The sequence below is a fragment of the Aeromicrobium sp. WCS2018Hpa-31 genome (assembly GCF_031843905.1).
GTDB lineage: Bacteria > Actinomycetota > Actinomycetes > Propionibacteriales > Nocardioidaceae > Aeromicrobium.
The window spans coordinates 371,116-387,527 of the sequence record NZ_JAVTJF010000001.1 but is presented as its reverse complement, the minus strand read 5'-3'; the positions used below and the strand labels follow the sequence as shown (position 1 = coordinate 387,527).

Here is a 16,412-nt window from a genome sequence, read left to right as displayed (position 1 = left end):
CGACATCACCGCCAAGATCCAGGAGAAGATCTCCGAGATCCTCAACGCCGGCTGACACCAGCCCATCGGGACGGGGAGAGCACGGCAGCTGCCGGCTCTCCCCTCCTGACGTCCCTCTCGCCACGACCACGACCCTGCGGGGTCGCCCTCTTCCTAGGAGCCACCATGCGACCGATGATCGTCCTCGGCACTGCCTTGACGGCCGGTGTCCTGACCATGGTCGCCGCGGTCATCGCAGGTGTGGTCGCCGTCGACCAGGCCTCGGTCACCAGCGGCGTCATCACGCGCAGCTTCCTCGTCATCGCCGCGCTCGCCGTGACGGCCTTCATCTGGTGGACCCGCATGCGCCCCGACGACGCCCCCGAAGGTCTGTTCCTGGGCCTCGTCATCGGCTGGGTCTTCAACTTCTCCAGCTGGGCTGGGGCGTCGTTCGCCGGGCAGCTCGTCAGCGACCTCCCGCTGGCGGCCGCGCTCGTCGACCTCGTCCTGTGGGCCGGCGTCGCCTTCCTCCTCGTGCTCGCGCTGAGCCGCACCAGCGGCAACGCGGTGCGATGAGACGATGAGTCCCATGAACCTCCGACTCGCTGCCGCACTCGTCGCGACCGCCTTCGCCCTGAGCGCCTGCTCGGGCTCCGACTCCGACACCGAGGGAACCGCCACCGTGCCCGACGACCAGGTCATCCAGCCCGCCGAGGGCACTCCCTCCGGGTTCGTCGAGGCCGACCTCGGCGCCGTCAGCATCGCCGTGCCCTCGGACTGGGACAAGCAGCCCGAGACGCAGCCCGCCGACAACATCACGTCCACCGTCTGGCGCGGTCAGGTCCAGGACGGCATCGCCACCGGTGGCGTCGACGTCCGGGTCATCACCGATCCGCAGCAGCCGGCCGACAAGGCGGCCCAGGCCCTCGCCATCTCGGCCATGGCCACCCTCGGCGGACGCAACATCGAGCCGCAGGAGATCGTCTGGCCGAAGGCCTCGAGCGCCTACTTCCTCGAGTACGAGGCTCAGGCGCCGATCCCCACCGCCTCTCCGTCGGCCTCCGCCTCGCCCGCCGTGACGCCCGAGCTGGCCACGCGCACGCTGGTCCTCGACCTGGCGGACGGCACCCAGGTGCAGGTCACCGCGCTGTCCGCGGACTCCCAGGACGTGCCCGCCGAGGTCCTGTCGACCGTCGTCGTCAAGGCCGAGGCCAACGAGGGCTGACCCGTGTCCGATGCCGCGCTCGCACCCGTCCTCGCCGCAGGGATCCCGGCACTGCTCGGGACCGTGTTCCTGACGATCGGCATCGTCCGCACCCGGATGATGCGCGGGTGGACACGGACGACCGGCGTGGTGGTCGATCGGCGGACGGGCCGCGCCGACCGCGGCATGACCTCCATCTACCCCACCTTCCAGTGGCGGGACCAGCACGGAGAGGTGCACCAGCACACCTCGTCGGTCAAGCAGTCCCTCGGACCGTCTCCGGGGACCGCCGTCCCCGTGCTCTACGACCCCGAGCGCCCCTCACGTGGGTCCATCGACTCCTTCGTGCAGGGCGGCCGGATCTTCGTCTACATCGGAGCCGGGCTGCTGGTCGTCGCCCTCGTCGCACTGGTCCTCGTCTCCAGCATCGTCATCTCCCTCTGATCCCCCACGGACAGGTCTCACCCATGTTGCTCTCGCCCCGACGCCCCGACCGCGGTCAAGGGTCCCTCGAGATGGTCGGCGTCATCATCCTCGCGTCGATCCTCGTCCTCGCCACCACGGGCGCGATCGTGCAGACCAGCCCACAGCTCAAGTCGGAGGTCTCGTACCGGATCTGCCAGATCCTGAACTTCGCCGGCGGCGGCAGCTGCGAGGCGCCCGGGGAGGCCGAGGTGCCCAGCCCGGAGGACCGGCTGCCCGACGACCCGTGCCTGGCCGGCTCGACGAGCACGGAGGCGAGCGTGGGCGGCTCGTTCACGTTCTTCACCGGCAACGCGGGCAAGAAGTACATGGTCGAGGAGATGTCGGACGGCTCGTTCAAGGTGACCGAGGTCGACTCCGGAGGCCTGGGGGTGACGGCGGGCGTCGGCGCCGAGAACACCGTGACGATCGACGGCGTCGACTACGGCTACGGTGCGTCCGCCGACGCCTCGGCCCTCCTGGCCGGCGAGAAGGGCAACACCTGGTACGCCAAGGACGAGGGCGAGCTCGAGGACCTGATGAGCACGATGACCAAGGGCAAGGTCGTCGACGCCGTCACGCCGAAGAAGATCCTCGGCATCGTGCCCAACCCCCTCAACGGGGCTGCCAAGAACCTCATCGGCGGCGACCTGCCCGATCCGGACGAGCAGTTCATCGAGGGAGGCATCGAGGGCGAGGCCGGGGCCTCCGCCACCGCGATCGTGGCGGGCGCCGGGGCGGACGTCTCGCTGGGCGGCTACCTCGGAGGCAAGAAGACGCCTGACGGCTACACCGCCTACTACCGGACCGAGCTCGAGGGCAGCGCGTTCGGCACCCTCCTCGTCGCCGAGGGCCAGCTCAACGGCAAGGTCGACGGGCTCATCGAGATCAACACGGACTCGAGTGGCAAGCCCACGTCGGTCAAGGTCACCTCCGGCATCGCCGGCAAGGCGGACATCCAGTACACGACCGAGGGCGACGCGGACCAGTACACCGAGGTCACCGTCGAGATCCCGCTCACCGGTGACGTCACGGAGGACGCTCGTGTCCTCGCGATGCTCGGCAACCCGCTGACCGCGGACGACTTCGTCCGGGAGGCGCAGGAACGCGGCACGGTCACGCGCAGCGTCTTCGAGGACGACTCGAACACCTACGGCTACAGCGGCGAGGCCGGCCTGGGCCCCAAGATCGGCATCGACATCTCCGGCGACCTGACCACGCGCGACCTCCAGGAGGCGCAGTACTGGGACGGCACCCGCATGGCCGACCGCCCGGACTGCTGACGGGTGGGTCGCGGGCGCCGATCTAGGTCCACCTAGGGCCCGTACCGGGCCCACGGGCCCGGGTGTGACAGGGCAGGAGGTCCCTATCCTGGCGTTGCTCCTCTCCCCCCAACACCACTCGACAGGTCGTCACCATGTTCCTCAAGCGGCGCTCCGAGCGCGGTCAGGGCTCACTCGAGCTGGTCGGCGTGATCGTCCTGGCCTCGATCCTCGTGCTGGCCACCACCGGCACGATCGTGCAGACCAGCCCTCAGCTCAAGGCCGAGGTGTCCTACCGGATCTGCCAGATCCTCAACATCGCCGGCGGCGGCGACTGCGAGGCCCCGGACGCCCCCCGGTCCCCCGAGGACCGACTGCCGGACGAGCCGTGCGTCGTGGGATCCCAGCAGGGCAGCGTCGAGGTGACGGGTGCGTTCGTCGTCTCCGTGACGGCGGGCAAGCAGCTGCTCATCGAGGAGCTCTCCGACGGGACGTTCCGCGTGACCGAGGTCGACCTCGGCAAGGTGGGCATCGGTGTCGGGCCGGGACTCGACGTGAGCGTGACCCTCGACGGCAAGAAGTACGGCGCCGTGGCCATCGCCACGGCCGACGCGATCCTCGCCGGCCAGACCGGACGCACGTGGAACGCCGACGACCAGGGAGAGGTCGACGACATCCTCAACGGCCTCATCGCCGAGGAGGTGCTCGACACGGTCGCTCCCGACCTGCCCGGCCCGAAGGACATCCCGATCGTCGGCGGTCTTCCCGGCATCCGCGACATCGGCGGTCCGCCGAACCCCACCCGCGCGATCCTCGAGCAGATCATCGGCGACCTGCCCGAGCCCGACGAGGAGTTCGTCGAGGGCGGGCTCGAGGGCAACGCCGGAGCCTCGATCTCGGGCATCACCGCCGGCGCGGGCGGCGAGGTCAACCTCGGTGTGTACCTCGGCGCCAAGAAGACGAAGGACGGCTACACGGCCTACTACAAGGGCAAGGTCGGCGGCAGCGTCTTCGCCACCGCCGGTCTCGACGACGCGTCGGCAGGAGCCTCGGGCGAGGCGCTGTTCGCGGTCAACCTCGACAAGGACGGCAAGCCCGAGAGCGTCACGCTCACCACGGGCTACACGCTGGCCGCCGAGACGGGCGACCTCGGCTCCAACACCGACGACCAGAAGTACGTCGAGACCCAGATGAACGTCCCCCTGACGGGCAACGCGCTCGAGGACGCCCAGATCCTGGCCGAGATGACCAACCCGGCCATGCTGCAGAGCTTCATCGACCGGGCCAAGGAGGACGGCACGATCACCCGGAACACCTACTCCCAGGACCCGAACACCTATGGGCTCACGATCGGAGGGTCCCTCATCGGCGACTACGGCGGATCGGTGAAGGGCGACTTCACGACCCGCGAGCTCGAGGACTCCCAGTACTGGGACGGCAACGCGCTCGTGGACCGCCCCGACTGCTGAGCCTCGAAGCACGGCACCCGCGACGGCGGCGTCCTTCCCGCAGAGGGAGGGGCGCCGTCGGCGCGCCGCGCGGGGCCCTCGTGGGCTGGTCCGTCGTGGGCTGGGCCCTCGATGGGACCCGGTGGGGCCCCAGGACCCGGGCGCCCGGGTCGCCGGGCTTCCTACGCTCGCGGCACCCCCCCGGATCTCACCTGACAGGCCCTCGACATGCTCCTTCGCACCCGCCGCTCCGAGCGCGGCCAAGGCTCCCTCGAGATCGTCGGCGTCATCGTGCTCGCCTCGATCCTCGTGCTCGCGACCACGGGCACGATCGTCCAGACCAGCCCGCAGCTCAAGGCCGAGGTGTCCTACCGGATCTGCCAGATCCTCAACATCGCCGGCGGCGGTGACTGCGAGCCGCCGCGCGAGACCCCGACGCCCGAGGAGCGCATCCCCGACGCCCCGTGCGTGGTGGGCTCGGACAAGGGCAGCGTCAAGGTCACCGGGTCCTTCATCGTGACCGTCGCCGTCGGCAAGGAGCTGCTCGTCGAGGAGCTGTCCGACGGGACGTACCGCGTGTCCGAGGTCGACCTCGGCAAGGTCGGGATCGGCGTGGGGCCCGGCATCGACGTCAGCGTGACCCTCGACGGCAAGAAGTACGGCGCCGTCGCCTCGGCCACCGCCGAGGCCCTGCTCGCCGGGCGTACCGGCCGCACCTGGTACGCCGACGACGAGGCCGGGGTCGACGACATCCTCAACGGGCTCCTGGCCGACCAGATCAAGGACTCGGTCGCCCCCGAGATCCCCGGTCCGGCCGACGTCCCGGGCCTCAACAAGCTCCCCATCATCGGGGACATCGAGGGACCGCCCAACCCGCTGAACAGCCTGCTCGACCAGTTCGTCGACGGCGTCCCCGACGCCGACGAGGAGTTCGTGGAGGGTGGCATCGAGGGCAACGCGTCGGCCTCGGCGTCGAACATCGTCGTCGGCGCCGGGGTGCGGGTCGAGGCCGGCGCCTACCTCGGCGCGAAGACCACCCCCGACGGCTACGTGGCCTACTACCGCAGCTCCGTCAAGGGTGACGCCTTCGGCACCTTCACCGGGGTCGACGCCTCGGCGACGGCATCGGGCGACGGTCTCTACGCACTCAACATGGACAAGGACGGCAAGCCCCAGAGCGTCACGCTCACCATGGGCGTGTCCTACGGCGCCGACGCCGGCGACATCGCCTCCAACTCCGACGACCAGACCTACAAGGAGTACCAGGCCACCGTGCCGCTGACGGGCGACCCGCTCCAGGACGCCCCGATCCTGGCGGCTCTGACGGGCAACCCGCTGGCGACGAGCAACTTCATCAACGCCGCCCGCGACTTCGGCACGATGACGGAGAACACCTACTCTCAGGACCCGAACACGTACGGCATCAACATCAGCGGCGAGCTGCTGGGTGAGATCGGCGGCTCCGCGGAGGTGGACTTCACCAACCGCGAGCTCACGGACTCGAAGTACTGGGACGGCTCGCAGTTCGTCGACCGCCCGGACTGCTGATCCGGACCGGACCGGTCACCCGCCGACGGGCCGTCCTCCCCGAGACCCGGGGAGGACGGCCCCCGGTCAGCCCCAGGCCGTCTCGAGCTCAGCGAGCGACGTCTCGAGGTGGGTGAGCAGACGCTGCAGGTGCGGCACGCTGCGTCGGCACCCGATGATGCCGAAGTCCAGGTAGCGGTCCCGGCTGCACAGCGTCACGTTGACGGCCTGCCCGTCCAGCACGATCGAGACCGGGTACATGCCGTCGAGCTTGGCGCCGTTGTAGTACATGGGGCTCGTCGGCCCGGGCACGTTGGAGATCACGACGTTGAACGGCGGGTGCGTGTACCGGACGAAGCCGGGCACGGGCGTGAGGGCCAACGGCGCCATCTGCAGGGCGGAGAAGGCGAGGATCTGCGTCGGGGACAGTCCACCGAGGATCTTCTTGGCCCGCTTGGACGAGTAGGCGATCTCCTCCAGGCGGGTCGCACCGTTCTCGACGTCGGTGGCCAGGTTCACCACGATCACGCCGACCGAGTTGCCGGTCGCCTCCTCGGTCGACCCGGCCGACTCGGCCCGCAGCGCCAGGGAGACGGGAACCATGGCGGTCATCGGGTCGTCGGGCAGGGCGTTCTGCTCGAGCAGGTACTCCCGGAGCGCACCGGCGACCATCGCCAGCACGACGTCGTTGAGCGTGGTGGCGGAGGACTTGGCGACCCGCTTGATCCGTTCGATCTCCCACGACTGGGCCGCGAACCGGCGTGCACCGCCCACCGGACCGTTGAGGATGGTCTTGGGCGCTCGCGGCAGGGTGACGTCGCCCTCGCGGACGATCTGGTTGACGATCCGCATCGAGGCCGGCAGGAGTCCGGCCACGTCCTCGGCCACCGCCAGGCCGCCCCGGAGCACGCCGAGGGGGTCGGGCAGCCGCCGGGACACCTCCGTGGTCGGCCGCTGCCGAGACGGGAGGGCCCACGGCGGCACGCAGTCGCGCCGCTCCGGGTCCTCGCTGAGGGAGCGCTGCATGAGCCGCAGCGCCGAGACGCCGTCGACCATGGAGTGGTGGACCTTGCTGTACACGGCGAACCGGCCGTCCTGCAGGCCCTCCACCACGTGCGTCTCCCACAGCGGGCGGTGCCGGTCCAGGAGCGACCCGTGCCAGCGTGACGTGAGCTGGAGCAGCTCGCGGATCCGCCCCGGCGGGGGGACCGCCGAGTGACGGACGTGGTACTCCAGGTCGATGACGTCGTCCTGCGCCCACCACGTCTGGCCCACGAGGCCGACGGGCTCGGCAGGCCTCTTGCGGAACGTCGGGGAGATGTGGTCGACCGAGCGGAACCCCTCGACGAGGTCGCGCACGAACTCCGGGCCGGCGCCCTCCGGGGGCTGGAACAGCTGCAGCCCACCGACGTGCATGGGGTGCTCACGGGACTCCGCCAGCAGGAACATCGAGTCCGTGGGGGGCATGAAGGGCATGCGATCAATCTCCTGCGGCAGAGGAAGGGCTGCCGCTAAGGTAACGACCTCGTGTGGCGCAGGTCACCGGGTGTGACATATTCGTGAACACTGCATGACGACGGGAGAGTCACATGGGGAGCACCACGGATCGCCGATCCGCTCGAGCCGGGGCCGTGGGCCACCTGTCGTTGGCGGCCGAGGCCCGGTTCGTCGAGGGCGCGAGCCTGCAGTCCCAGGTCCTCGGACTCGGCCTGCGGCACACGGTCCGCCCGCTCCTCGACCTGTGGACGCGCCTGCCGTTCGACCTCTTCCCGCCCAACCTGCTGGAGCACGCCGCTCGGCTGCTCCCGGTGCAGGAGGGGACGAGCTGGCGCACGGTCGACCTCGCGCGCTGCGGCAGCGAGCTGGTGCTCGCGCAGGACGTGCGCGACATCCACGGCGGCAACCCCAAGGTGATCCTGTACTTCCACGGCGGCGCGTTCCTCACCTGCGGGCTGAACACGCACCGCCGACTCGTCTCGCGCATCTCCGACGCGTCCGGCCAGCCCGTGCTCAACGTCGGCTACCGCCAGATGCCCTACGAGCCGATCGCCGAGTCGGTCGCCGACGGCGTCGACGCGTTCCGCTGGCTGCTCGACCAGGGCTACCGTGCCGAGGACGTCACCATCACCGGCGACTCCGCCGGCGGCTACCTGGCCTTCAGCGTGGCTCGCGCCGTGCTCGACGCCGGTCTGGGCCGTCCCGCCGGCGTGGTGGCCATCTCGCCCCTGCTCGACGTCGACGCCACCCGCAAGCGCCAGCACCGCAACGCCGACCGCTGCCAGACCTTCCCGCTGCGTGCCCTCGAGAAGTTCACCGAGGTCTCGCTGCGCATGGACACGCGGCGCGGCATCCACGGGCAGCGGACCTGTCCGGTCGACATGCCCCTCGAGGACATGCCACCGGCCCTCATCCAGATCGGGTCCCGCGAGATCCTGCTCGCCGACGCCGAGCACATGGCCGCACGGCTGGTGCAGGCCGGCGTCCCAGTCGACCTGCAGGTATGGGACCGCCAGGTGCACGTCTTCCAGGCTGCCGCGTCGTGGGTGCCGGAGGCACGGGCGGCGATCGAGGAGATCGGCGACTTCGTCACCGGCCTCAGCGCGCAGCAGGCCCAGGCCCCGGAGCAGGACACCGTCGCCGCACCTCGGCGACGCAGCAGCGGGCGCACCGGCGTCGCCGCCGTCTGAGCGGCGCCCTCCCCCGCACGCGAGGCGGCTCCGACCCCGAGCGGGTACGGTCGAAGGTGACCGCCGCCACGCATCGGGAGGACCACCGTGAGCACTTCTTCGTCCACGCCGCACGCACCCGGAGCAGGTGACGCGCAGGTCGTCGCGGGCTTCGGCGTCCAGGACGAGAGCGGCCTGGAGGTCCACGCCCCCAAGGACGCCGCCGCCGGCGTCACGGCCGTCCGGGTCTCGATGGAGCGCGCCCTGTCCCACATGGGGCCGAAGCGCACCGGGCAGACCCTGCTCAAGCTCAACCAGGCCGACGGCTTCGACTGCATGTCGTGCGCCTGGCCCGACCCCGACCCCGACGAGCGCCACGCCGCGGAGTTCTGCGAGAACGGCGCCAAGGCCGTCGCCGAGGAGGCCACCCGGGCCCGGGCCACGCCGGAGTTCTTCGCCCGGCACTCCATCGCCGACCTCGACGCCCACGACGAGTACTGGCTCGGCCAGCAGGGCCGGATCACCCACCCCATGGTCAAGCGACCGGGCGGCACGCACTACGAGCAGATCGGCTGGGACGACGCGTTCGCGCTCGTCGCGCAGCACCTGAAGGGACTCGACTCCCCCGACGAGGCGATCTTCTACACGTCCGGTCGCGCGTCGAACGAGTCCGCCTTCGTGTACCAGCTGTTCATCCGGGCCTTCGGCACGAACAACCTGCCCGACTGCTCGAACATGTGCCACGAGTCGACCAGCGTGGCGCTCGCCGAGTCCATCGGCATCGGCAAGGGCAGCGTCAGCCTGCGCGACATCTACGACGCCGAGCTCATCGTCATCGCCGGTCAGAACCCGGGCACGAACCACCCGCGCATGCTGTCGGCGCTGGAGATCGCCAAGCGACGTGGCGCCAAGATCATCTCGATCAACCCGCTCCGCGAGGCCGGCCTGGTCAACTTCCGCAACCCGCAGAAGCCGCGCGGCGTCGTGGGTCGCGGCACGCCGATCGCCGACCTGCACCTGCCGATCCGCATCAACGGCGACCTCGCCCTCTTCCAGGCCATCGGCCACCTGCTCGAGCAGTGGGGGGCGGTCGACAGCGCCTTCGTCGAGCAGTACACCGCCGGCTACGACGCCTGGGCCGAGCACGTCCGCGCGCTGGACTGGGACGTCGTCGCCGCCGCGACCGGTCTGTCGCGGGAGCAGATCGAGGAGGCGGCGCGCATGATCGCCGACTCCGACGCCACCATCTACTGCTGGGCCATGGGTCTCACGCAGCACCGCAACGCCGTGGCGACCATCAAGGAGGTCGTCAACCTCGCGCTGGTGCGCGGCGACATCGGCAAGCGCGGTGCGGGCGTCTGCCCCGTGCGCGGTCACTCCAACGTGCAGGGCGACCGCACGATGGGCATCTGGGAGAAGGCGCCCGACCACTTCCTCGACGCGCTCCAGGCCGAGTTCGGCTTCGACCCGCCCCGCGAGCACGGCTACGACACCGTCGACGCCGTCCGCGCGCTGCGTGACGGCAAGGCGAAGGTGTTCATGGGGCTGGGCGGCAACTTCGTGCACGCGGTCTCCGACACCGACGTCGCCGCCGAGGCGCTGCGCAAGGCCGAGCTGACCGTGCACGTGTCGACGAAGATCAACCGGTCCCACCTCACGCACGGCGAGACCGCCCTCATCCTGCCGACCCTGGGTCGCACGGAGATCGACGTGCGCGCGTCCGGTCCTCAGTTCGTGACCGTCGAGGACTCCATGTCGTCGGTGCACGCCTCGCGCGGCCCCCTCGAGCCGGCGAGCCCCGAGCTGCGCTCGGAGACCGCGATCGTCTGCGGCATCGCCCGGGCCACGCTGCGCCAGGACGACGGGAGCGACGTGCACGGCATCGACTGGGACGCGATGGCCGAGGACTACGGCATCATCCGCGGACACATCTCACGCGTCGTGCCGGGCTGCGAGGACTACGAGCGCAAGGTGGACCGGCCGGGCGGCTTCGTGCTCCCCCACCCGCCCCGCGACTCGCGCACGTTCCGCACCACGAGCGGCAAGGGCGAGATCGCGGTGTCGCCGATCGAGGTGCTCCACGTGCCCGACGGCCACCTGCTGCTGCAGACCCTGCGCAGCCACGACCAGTTCAACACCACGATCTACGGGCTCAGCGACCGCTACCGCGGCATCGAGGACGCGCGCCGCGTGGTCATGGTGCACCCCGACGACGTGGCCGCGCTCGGGTGGAGCGAGGGCGACGTCGTCGACCTCGTGACCCACTGGGAGGACGACGACGTCGACCGCGTGGCGCCCGGGTTCCGCATCGTCTCCTACGACACCCCCCGCGGCACGGCGGCGGCCTACTACCCGGAGACCAACCCGTTGGTGCCGCTCGACTCGGTGGCCGAGCACAGCAACACCCCGACGTCGAAGTCCGTGGTCATCCGGCTCGTTCCCCCCTCGGCGACACGTGACGGCGAGGGCGCGGACGGCACGCAGGACGCGACCGAGAGCGACACCGAGCACCGGTCCCGTCCCAACCCGGAGCCCTTGCACCTCTCGTGACGGGCGCACCGAGGTCCGCCGTCGGGGCGGTCGTGCTGGCCGGTGGCACCAGTCGGCGGTGGGACGGGGCCGACAAGACGCGCGCCGTCGTCGACGGACTGTCCCTGCTGGACCACGCGCTCGCCGCCCTGCCGACGGAGGCGGCCGTGGTGGTCGTCGGCCCGGAGCGGCCCACCCCGCGGCCCGTGCGGTGGACCCGCGAGGAGCCGGCCGGCGCCGGTCCTGCGGCCGGCCTCCAGGCCGGGCTGCGGGCTCTGCCCGACGACCTCCCCGTGGTGGTGCTGGCGGCCGACCTGCCCCGCGCGGCCGCACTCGTCGACGCCCTGCTCTCTGCCCCGCTCGGCGGGGGCGCGCGCGTCCTCACCGACGAGACCGGCCGGGCGCACTGGACGTCGGCCCTGCTCTCCCCCGACGCCGCACGCACCGTGAGGGACCTTCCCGACCTCGCGGACGCGTCGCTGCACAGCGTGTTCGCACACCTCGACGTGACACTCGCGCCCGCACCGGCAGGAGCGACCCACGACCTCGACACCCCCGACGACCTCAGGACCCTCCAGGAGGACCGACCGTGAGCGACCGCGACGAGACGATGCAGACCTGGTGGCACGCCCTGTGCGCCGAGCTGGGCGTGGACGACCCCGGGACCGACGTGACGCAGGTGCTGGACCTGGCGGCTGTCGCCGCGCACGCCGTCGTGCGTCCCGCCGCGCCCCTGACGACCTTCCTCGTCGGGTACGCCGCCGGCCTGGCCGGTGGTGGCACCGACGCGGTGCAGCGGGCGACTGATCGGGCCGCGGCCCTCGCGGAGGCCTCGGCGACGACCGAGGACCCGGCATGACCAAGCCCGTGCAGCGCCGCCGGATCCTGCGGGTGGAGGTGGGTGTGGGCGCCACGCCCGCCCACGACTCCCTCGCGGCCGAGGAGCCGCTCGAGATCCGGGTGGGTGGCACGTCGTTCGCCGTCACCATGCGCACGCCCGGTCACGACTTCGACCTCGTCGCCGGCTTCCTCGTCTCCGAGGGCGTCGTCACGAGCCCGGCCGATCTGCGCACGATGATCTACTGCGCACAATCCCCGACGCCGCCCACGGCCCGGCACCCCCGCCAGGCCCTCGAGGAGAACACCTACAACGTCATCGACGTCGGCGTCACCGGTGCCGGCACGGTCGTGGCGGCCAGCCGCGAGCGGAACGTCTACACGTCCAGCTCGTGCGGGGTGTGCGGGCTCGCCTCGATCGACGCCGTGGCCACGACCTCCGCCTTCGACGTGTCGGCCGACGCCGTGCGGGTCGAGGCGAAGGTGCTCGGCGCCCTTCCCGACCTGCTGCGCGACCAGCAGGCGGTGTTCGAGCGCACGGGTGGGCTGCACGCGGCCGGACTCTTCTCGTCCACCGGCGAGGCCCTCGCGGTGCGCGAGGACGTCGGGCGGCACAACGCCGTCGACAAGGTGGTCGGCCAGGCGCTCCGCGAGGATCGCCTGCCCCTGACCGGCTCGGTGCTGCAGGTGTCGGGCCGGGCGTCGTTCGAGCTCGTGCAGAAGGCCGCGATGGCCGGCGTCCCCGTGCTGGCCGCGGTGAGTGCACCCTCCTCGCTCGCCGTCGACCTCGCGGACCGGCTCGGCGTGACCCTCGTGGGCTTCTCCCGTGGCACGACGTTCAACGTGTACACCCACCCCGAGCGCGTCGTCGTCGACTGAGCGCCCGGGGCAGGTGCCCCACGTCGGAACAGTGCAGGTGCCCCACGTCGGAACCGTGCAGGTGCCCCACGTCGGAACAGTGCAGGTGCACCGGGTCAGAACAGCGCCGCGGCCTTGACCACCGTCTCGTAGACGCCGTAGGCCAGCGGCACCCCGACCACGAGCCAGGCCACGACGGTCAGCGGCGTGACGCCCTCGGCCGTCGTGTCGTCACCGGCCGGGGCCGTCGCCACGGCCGGGTCGGTCGGCTCCGTGCGGCTGCCCTCGTCCTTGGGCTCGTGGAACCGCGACGCGACCGGGCGCACGAGCAGGTTGGCCACGAAGCCCACCACCAGCACACCGACCATGGTGAGCAGCGCCGGGCGGTAGTCGGCCGCAGTCAGGGCGCCCGGCTCGCCCCGCGCGTCGAGGAACCCGTTGATGATGAGCGGGCCTGCCACGCCGGCTGCCGACCACGCGGTGAGCAGGCGCCCGTGGATGGCACCCACCTGGAACGTGCCGAAGAGGTCGCGCAGGTAGGCCGGGATCGTGGCGAACCCGCCGCCGTAGAAGCTGAGGATGCCGCCGGCCAGGACGACGAACAGCACCGTCGAGGTCGACCCACCGAGTGCCAGCGTCGCGTAGAGCACGATGCCCAGACCGAGGTAGAGCATGTAGATGTTCTTGCGCCCCACGACGTCGGACGTGGACGACCAGATGAACCGACCGGCCATGTTGCACAGCGAGAGGAAGCCGACGAAGCCCGCGGCCGCAGCAGCAGCCACGCTCGACTCCTCGCCCTCGCGGAAGAAGTCCTGGATCATCGGCGCGGCCTGCTCGAGGATGCCGATGCCCGCGGTGACGTTGCAGAACAGGACGATCCACAGCAGCCAGAACTGCGGCGTGCGGACCGCGTTGTTCGCCGACACGCTCTCGGTGGTGACGAGGGCCTTCTTCCTCACGGTGGACGGGTCGAAGCCCCGCGGGACCCACCCGTCGGCCGGGACCTTCACCAGCCAGGCCCCGAAGAGCATGACGACCAGGTAGCCCAGGCCGAGCGTCACGAACAGCAGGGCCACCGCCCGCCCCGACGCGATGCCGGACGCGGTGTCGTAGGCCGAGTCGTACCAGCCGAGGAGCGTGCTGGACACGGGGCTCGCGATCATCGCGCCGCCGCCGAAGCCCATGATCGCCATGCCGGTGGCCAGGCCCGGGCGGTCCGGGAACCACTTGATGAGCGTGGAGACCGGCGAGATGTAGCCGATGCCCAGGCCGATGCCGCCGAGCACGCCGTACCCGAGGTAGAGCAGCCACAGCTGGCTGGTCGCGATGCCGAGCGCCCCCACCAGGAATCCCGCCGACCAGCAGGTGGCGGCGGCGACCATGGCGCGACGGGGACCGCCGGTGTCGACCCAGGTGCCGAACACGGCCGCCGAGACACCGAGCATGACGATCGCGATCGAGAAGACGATGCCGATCGCGGTGAGGCTGGTGTCGAAGTGCTGCACGAGCGAGGCCTTGTAGACGCTCGTCGCGTAGACCTGCCCGATGCACAGGTGCACCGCCAGGGCAGCCGGTGGGATCAGCCACCGGTTGAATCCGGGTCCGGCGACGGTGCGCTCGCGGTCGAGGAAGTGCGTGGACATGGTCCCCCTAGGTCGATCTCACGGGCGCGGCGGCGACCCGTGTGACGTGCGTCTCGCAGGATACGAGACACGGCGACGTCGCGCGCGCCCACCGCCCCACGGGGCCCGACCGTTCCCCGGCTCGCACTAGGCTGGGCGGGTGAGCTCCAGCCCCGGTCGCATCTTCCTGTCCCGCATCGTCGGGCAGGAGGTCTTCGACCCCGCGGGCGACCAGGTCGGCAAGCTGCGCGACGTCGTGGTGGCCGTGCGCTCCGCCCGCCAGCGACCCCGTGTGGTGGGGCTGGTCGTGGAGGTCCTGGGGCGGCGTCGGGTCTTCCTGCCGATCGGGCGGGTCACGTCGCTCGACTCGGGGCAGATCATCACGACCGGCGTGCTCAACGTCCGCCGCTTCGAGAAGCGCAGCAGCGAGACCCTCGCCATCCACGAGCTCCTCGACCGCACGGTGTCCCTGCCCGACCAGCGCGGCGGCACGGTCTACGACCTGGCCATGGAGCAGGACACCCGGCGCGACTGGTTCATCGGCACCGTCGCCGTGCAGGAGACGGGCAAGCGCTTCGGTCGGCGCGGCGCCACCCACGTGGTCGACTGGGACGAGGTCACCGGGCTGGTGGGCGAGGAGGCCTCCCAGGGCGCGACGCACCTGCTCGCGACGATGGACGAGATGCGACCCGCCGACCTGGCGAACGCGCTGCTCGACCTTCCTGCCAAGCGGCGCACCGAGATCGTGGGCGAGCTGGTGGACGAGCGGCTCGCCGACGTCCTCGAGGAGCTTCCCGACACCGTCCAGGTGGAGATCCTGGGGGTCCTCGACCCCGAGCGCGCCGCCGACGTCCTCGAGGAGATGGACCCCGACGACGCCGCCGACCTGCTCGGCGAGCTGCCGACGGCCACGTCGGAGCAGCTGCTGGCCCTCATGGAGCCCGAGGACGCCGAGGACGTCCGCCGCCTGCTGGTCTACGAGGACCGGACGGCCGGCGGCATGATGACCACCGAACCGGTCATCCTTCCGCCCGACGCCACGATCGCCGAGGCGCTCGCCCGGGTCCGTGAGCCCGAGATCGGTCCGGCCCTGGCCTCGATGGTCTACGTGTGCCGGCCCCCCGTCGAGACGCCCACCGGCCGCTTCCTCGGGATCGTGCACGTGCAGGCGCTCCTGCGCGAACCGCCGTCGACCCTCGTCGGCGGGCTCGCCGACAACGACATCGACTGGCCCCGACCCGACGCGACGCTCGAGCAGGTCGCCAGCCTGCTGGCCTCCTACGACATGCTCGCGCTGCCCGTGGTCGACGAGAACAACCACCTCATCGGAGCCGTCACCATCGACGACGTGCTCGACCACCTGCTCCCCGAGGGCTGGCGCGAGCGTGATCCGAGCCCACGTCCGGCGGAGGTGACCACCCGTGGCTGAGCGCTCCGACGGACGACGCCGACGCCCCGAGATCGGGCGGTCCCGCGGCGACCGCGACCAGGCCCGCCAGGAGCGGGCGCGGCTCGACCAGCCCCGCGACCGACGTCGCTCCCTGCGCCCGAGGTCGGGCGACACCGACCGGTTCGGTCGCTTCGCGGAGACCTTCGCCCGGTTCATGGGCACGGCCAAGTTCCTCATCTGGATGACGCTGCTCATCATCATCTGGGTGGTGTGGAACGTCCCGTGGGGCCCGGAGCGCCCGCGCTGGGACGAGTACCCGTTCATCTTCCTGACCCTCATGCTGTCGCTGCAGGCGTCCTACGCCGCACCGCTGATCCTGCTGGCGCAGAACCGCCAGGAGGCCCGCGACCGCGTGCAGCAGGAGCAGGACCGGCACGCCACCGCGCAGTCGCACGCCGACATGGAGTTCCTGGCCCGCGAGGTCGCCAGCCTGCGTCTCGGCCTCGGCGAGGTCGCCACCCGCGACTTCCTGCGCTCGGAGCTGCGCGACCTCCTGGAGTCGCTGCAGACCCCACCCGACGACGAGGACGGCGAGCCGACCGAGCAGTGAGGCTCGCCTGCGGGA

General features: G+C 71.3%; 15 protein-coding genes. 13 read left to right on the top strand and 2 right to left on the bottom strand.

Annotated elements, in window-relative coordinates; all coding sequences use genetic code 11:
- Nucleotides 1–165 precede the first annotated feature (165 nt).
- The 6 genes from RQG84_RS01930 (at nucleotide 166) to RQG84_RS01905 (ending at nucleotide 5,903) form a co-directional block, all read left to right on the top strand.
- Entirely contained in the window at nucleotides 166–555 is a 390-nt protein-coding gene (locus RQG84_RS01930; protein WP_055968638.1) for a hypothetical protein, read from the top strand.
- A gap of 13 nt (nucleotides 556–568) precedes the next feature.
- On the top strand, nucleotides 569–1,204 hold the full coding sequence (locus RQG84_RS01925) for a hypothetical protein (protein WP_311208606.1): 636 nt from the start codon (nucleotides 569–571) through the stop codon (nucleotides 1,202–1,204).
- A gap of 3 nt (nucleotides 1,205–1,207) precedes the next feature.
- Nucleotides 1,208–1,627, top strand: a complete 420-nt coding sequence (locus tag RQG84_RS01920; protein ID WP_311208605.1) for a DUF3592 domain-containing protein — start codon at nucleotides 1,208–1,210, stop codon at nucleotides 1,625–1,627.
- Between the two features lie 23 nt (nucleotides 1,628–1,650).
- On the top strand, nucleotides 1,651–2,928 hold the full coding sequence (locus RQG84_RS01915) for a hypothetical protein (RefSeq protein WP_311208604.1): 1,278 nt from the start codon (nucleotides 1,651–1,653) through the stop codon (nucleotides 2,926–2,928).
- Between the two features lie 134 nt (nucleotides 2,929–3,062).
- Nucleotides 3,063–4,376: a hypothetical protein gene (locus tag RQG84_RS01910; protein WP_055968646.1), complete on the top strand. Its 1,314-nt coding sequence runs from the start codon at nucleotides 3,063–3,065 to the stop codon at nucleotides 4,374–4,376.
- A gap of 207 nt (nucleotides 4,377–4,583) precedes the next feature.
- Nucleotides 4,584–5,903: a hypothetical protein gene (locus RQG84_RS01905; protein ID WP_311208603.1), complete on the top strand. Its 1,320-nt coding sequence runs from the start codon at nucleotides 4,584–4,586 to the stop codon at nucleotides 5,901–5,903.
- 66 nt (nucleotides 5,904–5,969) lie between these two features.
- On the opposite strand, the gene RQG84_RS01900 is transcribed toward RQG84_RS01905, so the two are convergent.
- The gene (locus RQG84_RS01900; RefSeq protein ID WP_082480457.1) at nucleotides 5,970–7,358 is read right to left on the bottom strand and encodes a wax ester/triacylglycerol synthase family O-acyltransferase; all 1,389 of its coding nucleotides are present in this window, start codon (nucleotides 7,356–7,358) and stop codon (nucleotides 5,970–5,972) included.
- Nucleotides 7,359–7,471: 113 nt separating this feature from the next.
- Between RQG84_RS01900 and RQG84_RS01895 the strand changes: the two genes are divergently transcribed.
- From RQG84_RS01895 to fdhD, 5 genes are all read left to right on the top strand, one after another.
- A complete protein-coding gene (locus RQG84_RS01895; RefSeq protein WP_311208602.1) occupies nucleotides 7,472–8,569 on the top strand; it encodes an alpha/beta hydrolase fold domain-containing protein in 1,098 nt (365 codons plus the stop codon).
- An 87-nt stretch (nucleotides 8,570–8,656) separates the two neighbouring features.
- Nucleotides 8,657–11,098 (top strand): FdhF/YdeP family oxidoreductase, encoded by a 2,442-nt coding sequence (locus RQG84_RS01890; RefSeq protein WP_311208601.1) that lies wholly within the window; start codon nucleotides 8,657–8,659, stop codon nucleotides 11,096–11,098.
- Entirely contained in the window at nucleotides 11,095–11,670 is a 576-nt protein-coding gene (locus RQG84_RS01885) for an NTP transferase domain-containing protein (protein ID WP_311208600.1), read from the top strand. Before RQG84_RS01890 ends, RQG84_RS01885 begins: the two co-directional genes overlap by 4 nt.
- Nucleotides 11,667–11,936: a DUF6457 domain-containing protein gene (locus tag RQG84_RS01880; RefSeq protein WP_311208599.1), complete on the top strand. Its 270-nt coding sequence runs from the start codon at nucleotides 11,667–11,669 to the stop codon at nucleotides 11,934–11,936. The genes RQG84_RS01885 and RQG84_RS01880 overlap by 4 nt, the downstream gene beginning before the upstream one ends.
- Nucleotides 11,933–12,793, top strand: coding sequence for a formate dehydrogenase accessory sulfurtransferase FdhD (gene fdhD / locus RQG84_RS01875; protein WP_311208598.1), 861 nt, complete (start codon nucleotides 11,933–11,935; stop codon nucleotides 12,791–12,793). The genes RQG84_RS01880 and fdhD overlap by 4 nt, the downstream gene beginning before the upstream one ends.
- Before the next feature lie 95 nt (nucleotides 12,794–12,888).
- Here fdhD and RQG84_RS01870 read toward each other — a convergent pair whose 3' ends face one another.
- Nucleotides 12,889–14,418, bottom strand: coding sequence for an OFA family MFS transporter (locus RQG84_RS01870; protein WP_311208597.1), 1,530 nt, complete (start codon nucleotides 14,416–14,418; stop codon nucleotides 12,889–12,891).
- 139 nt (nucleotides 14,419–14,557) lie between these two features.
- Between RQG84_RS01870 and RQG84_RS01865 the strand changes: the two genes are divergently transcribed.
- Together RQG84_RS01865 and RQG84_RS01860 are read left to right on the top strand one after the other, a co-directional pair.
- Nucleotides 14,558–15,826 carry a magnesium transporter MgtE N-terminal domain-containing protein gene (locus RQG84_RS01865; protein ID WP_311208596.1) on the top strand — a complete coding sequence of 423 codons (1,269 nt, stop codon included), beginning with the start codon at nucleotides 14,558–14,560 and terminating at the stop codon, nucleotides 15,824–15,826.
- A 31-nt stretch (nucleotides 15,827–15,857) separates the two neighbouring features.
- Complete coding sequence (locus RQG84_RS01860; protein ID WP_257728891.1) at nucleotides 15,858–16,397, top strand: DUF1003 domain-containing protein; 540 nt, start codon at nucleotides 15,858–15,860, stop codon at nucleotides 16,395–16,397.
- Nucleotides 16,398–16,412: the final 15 nt, after the last annotated feature.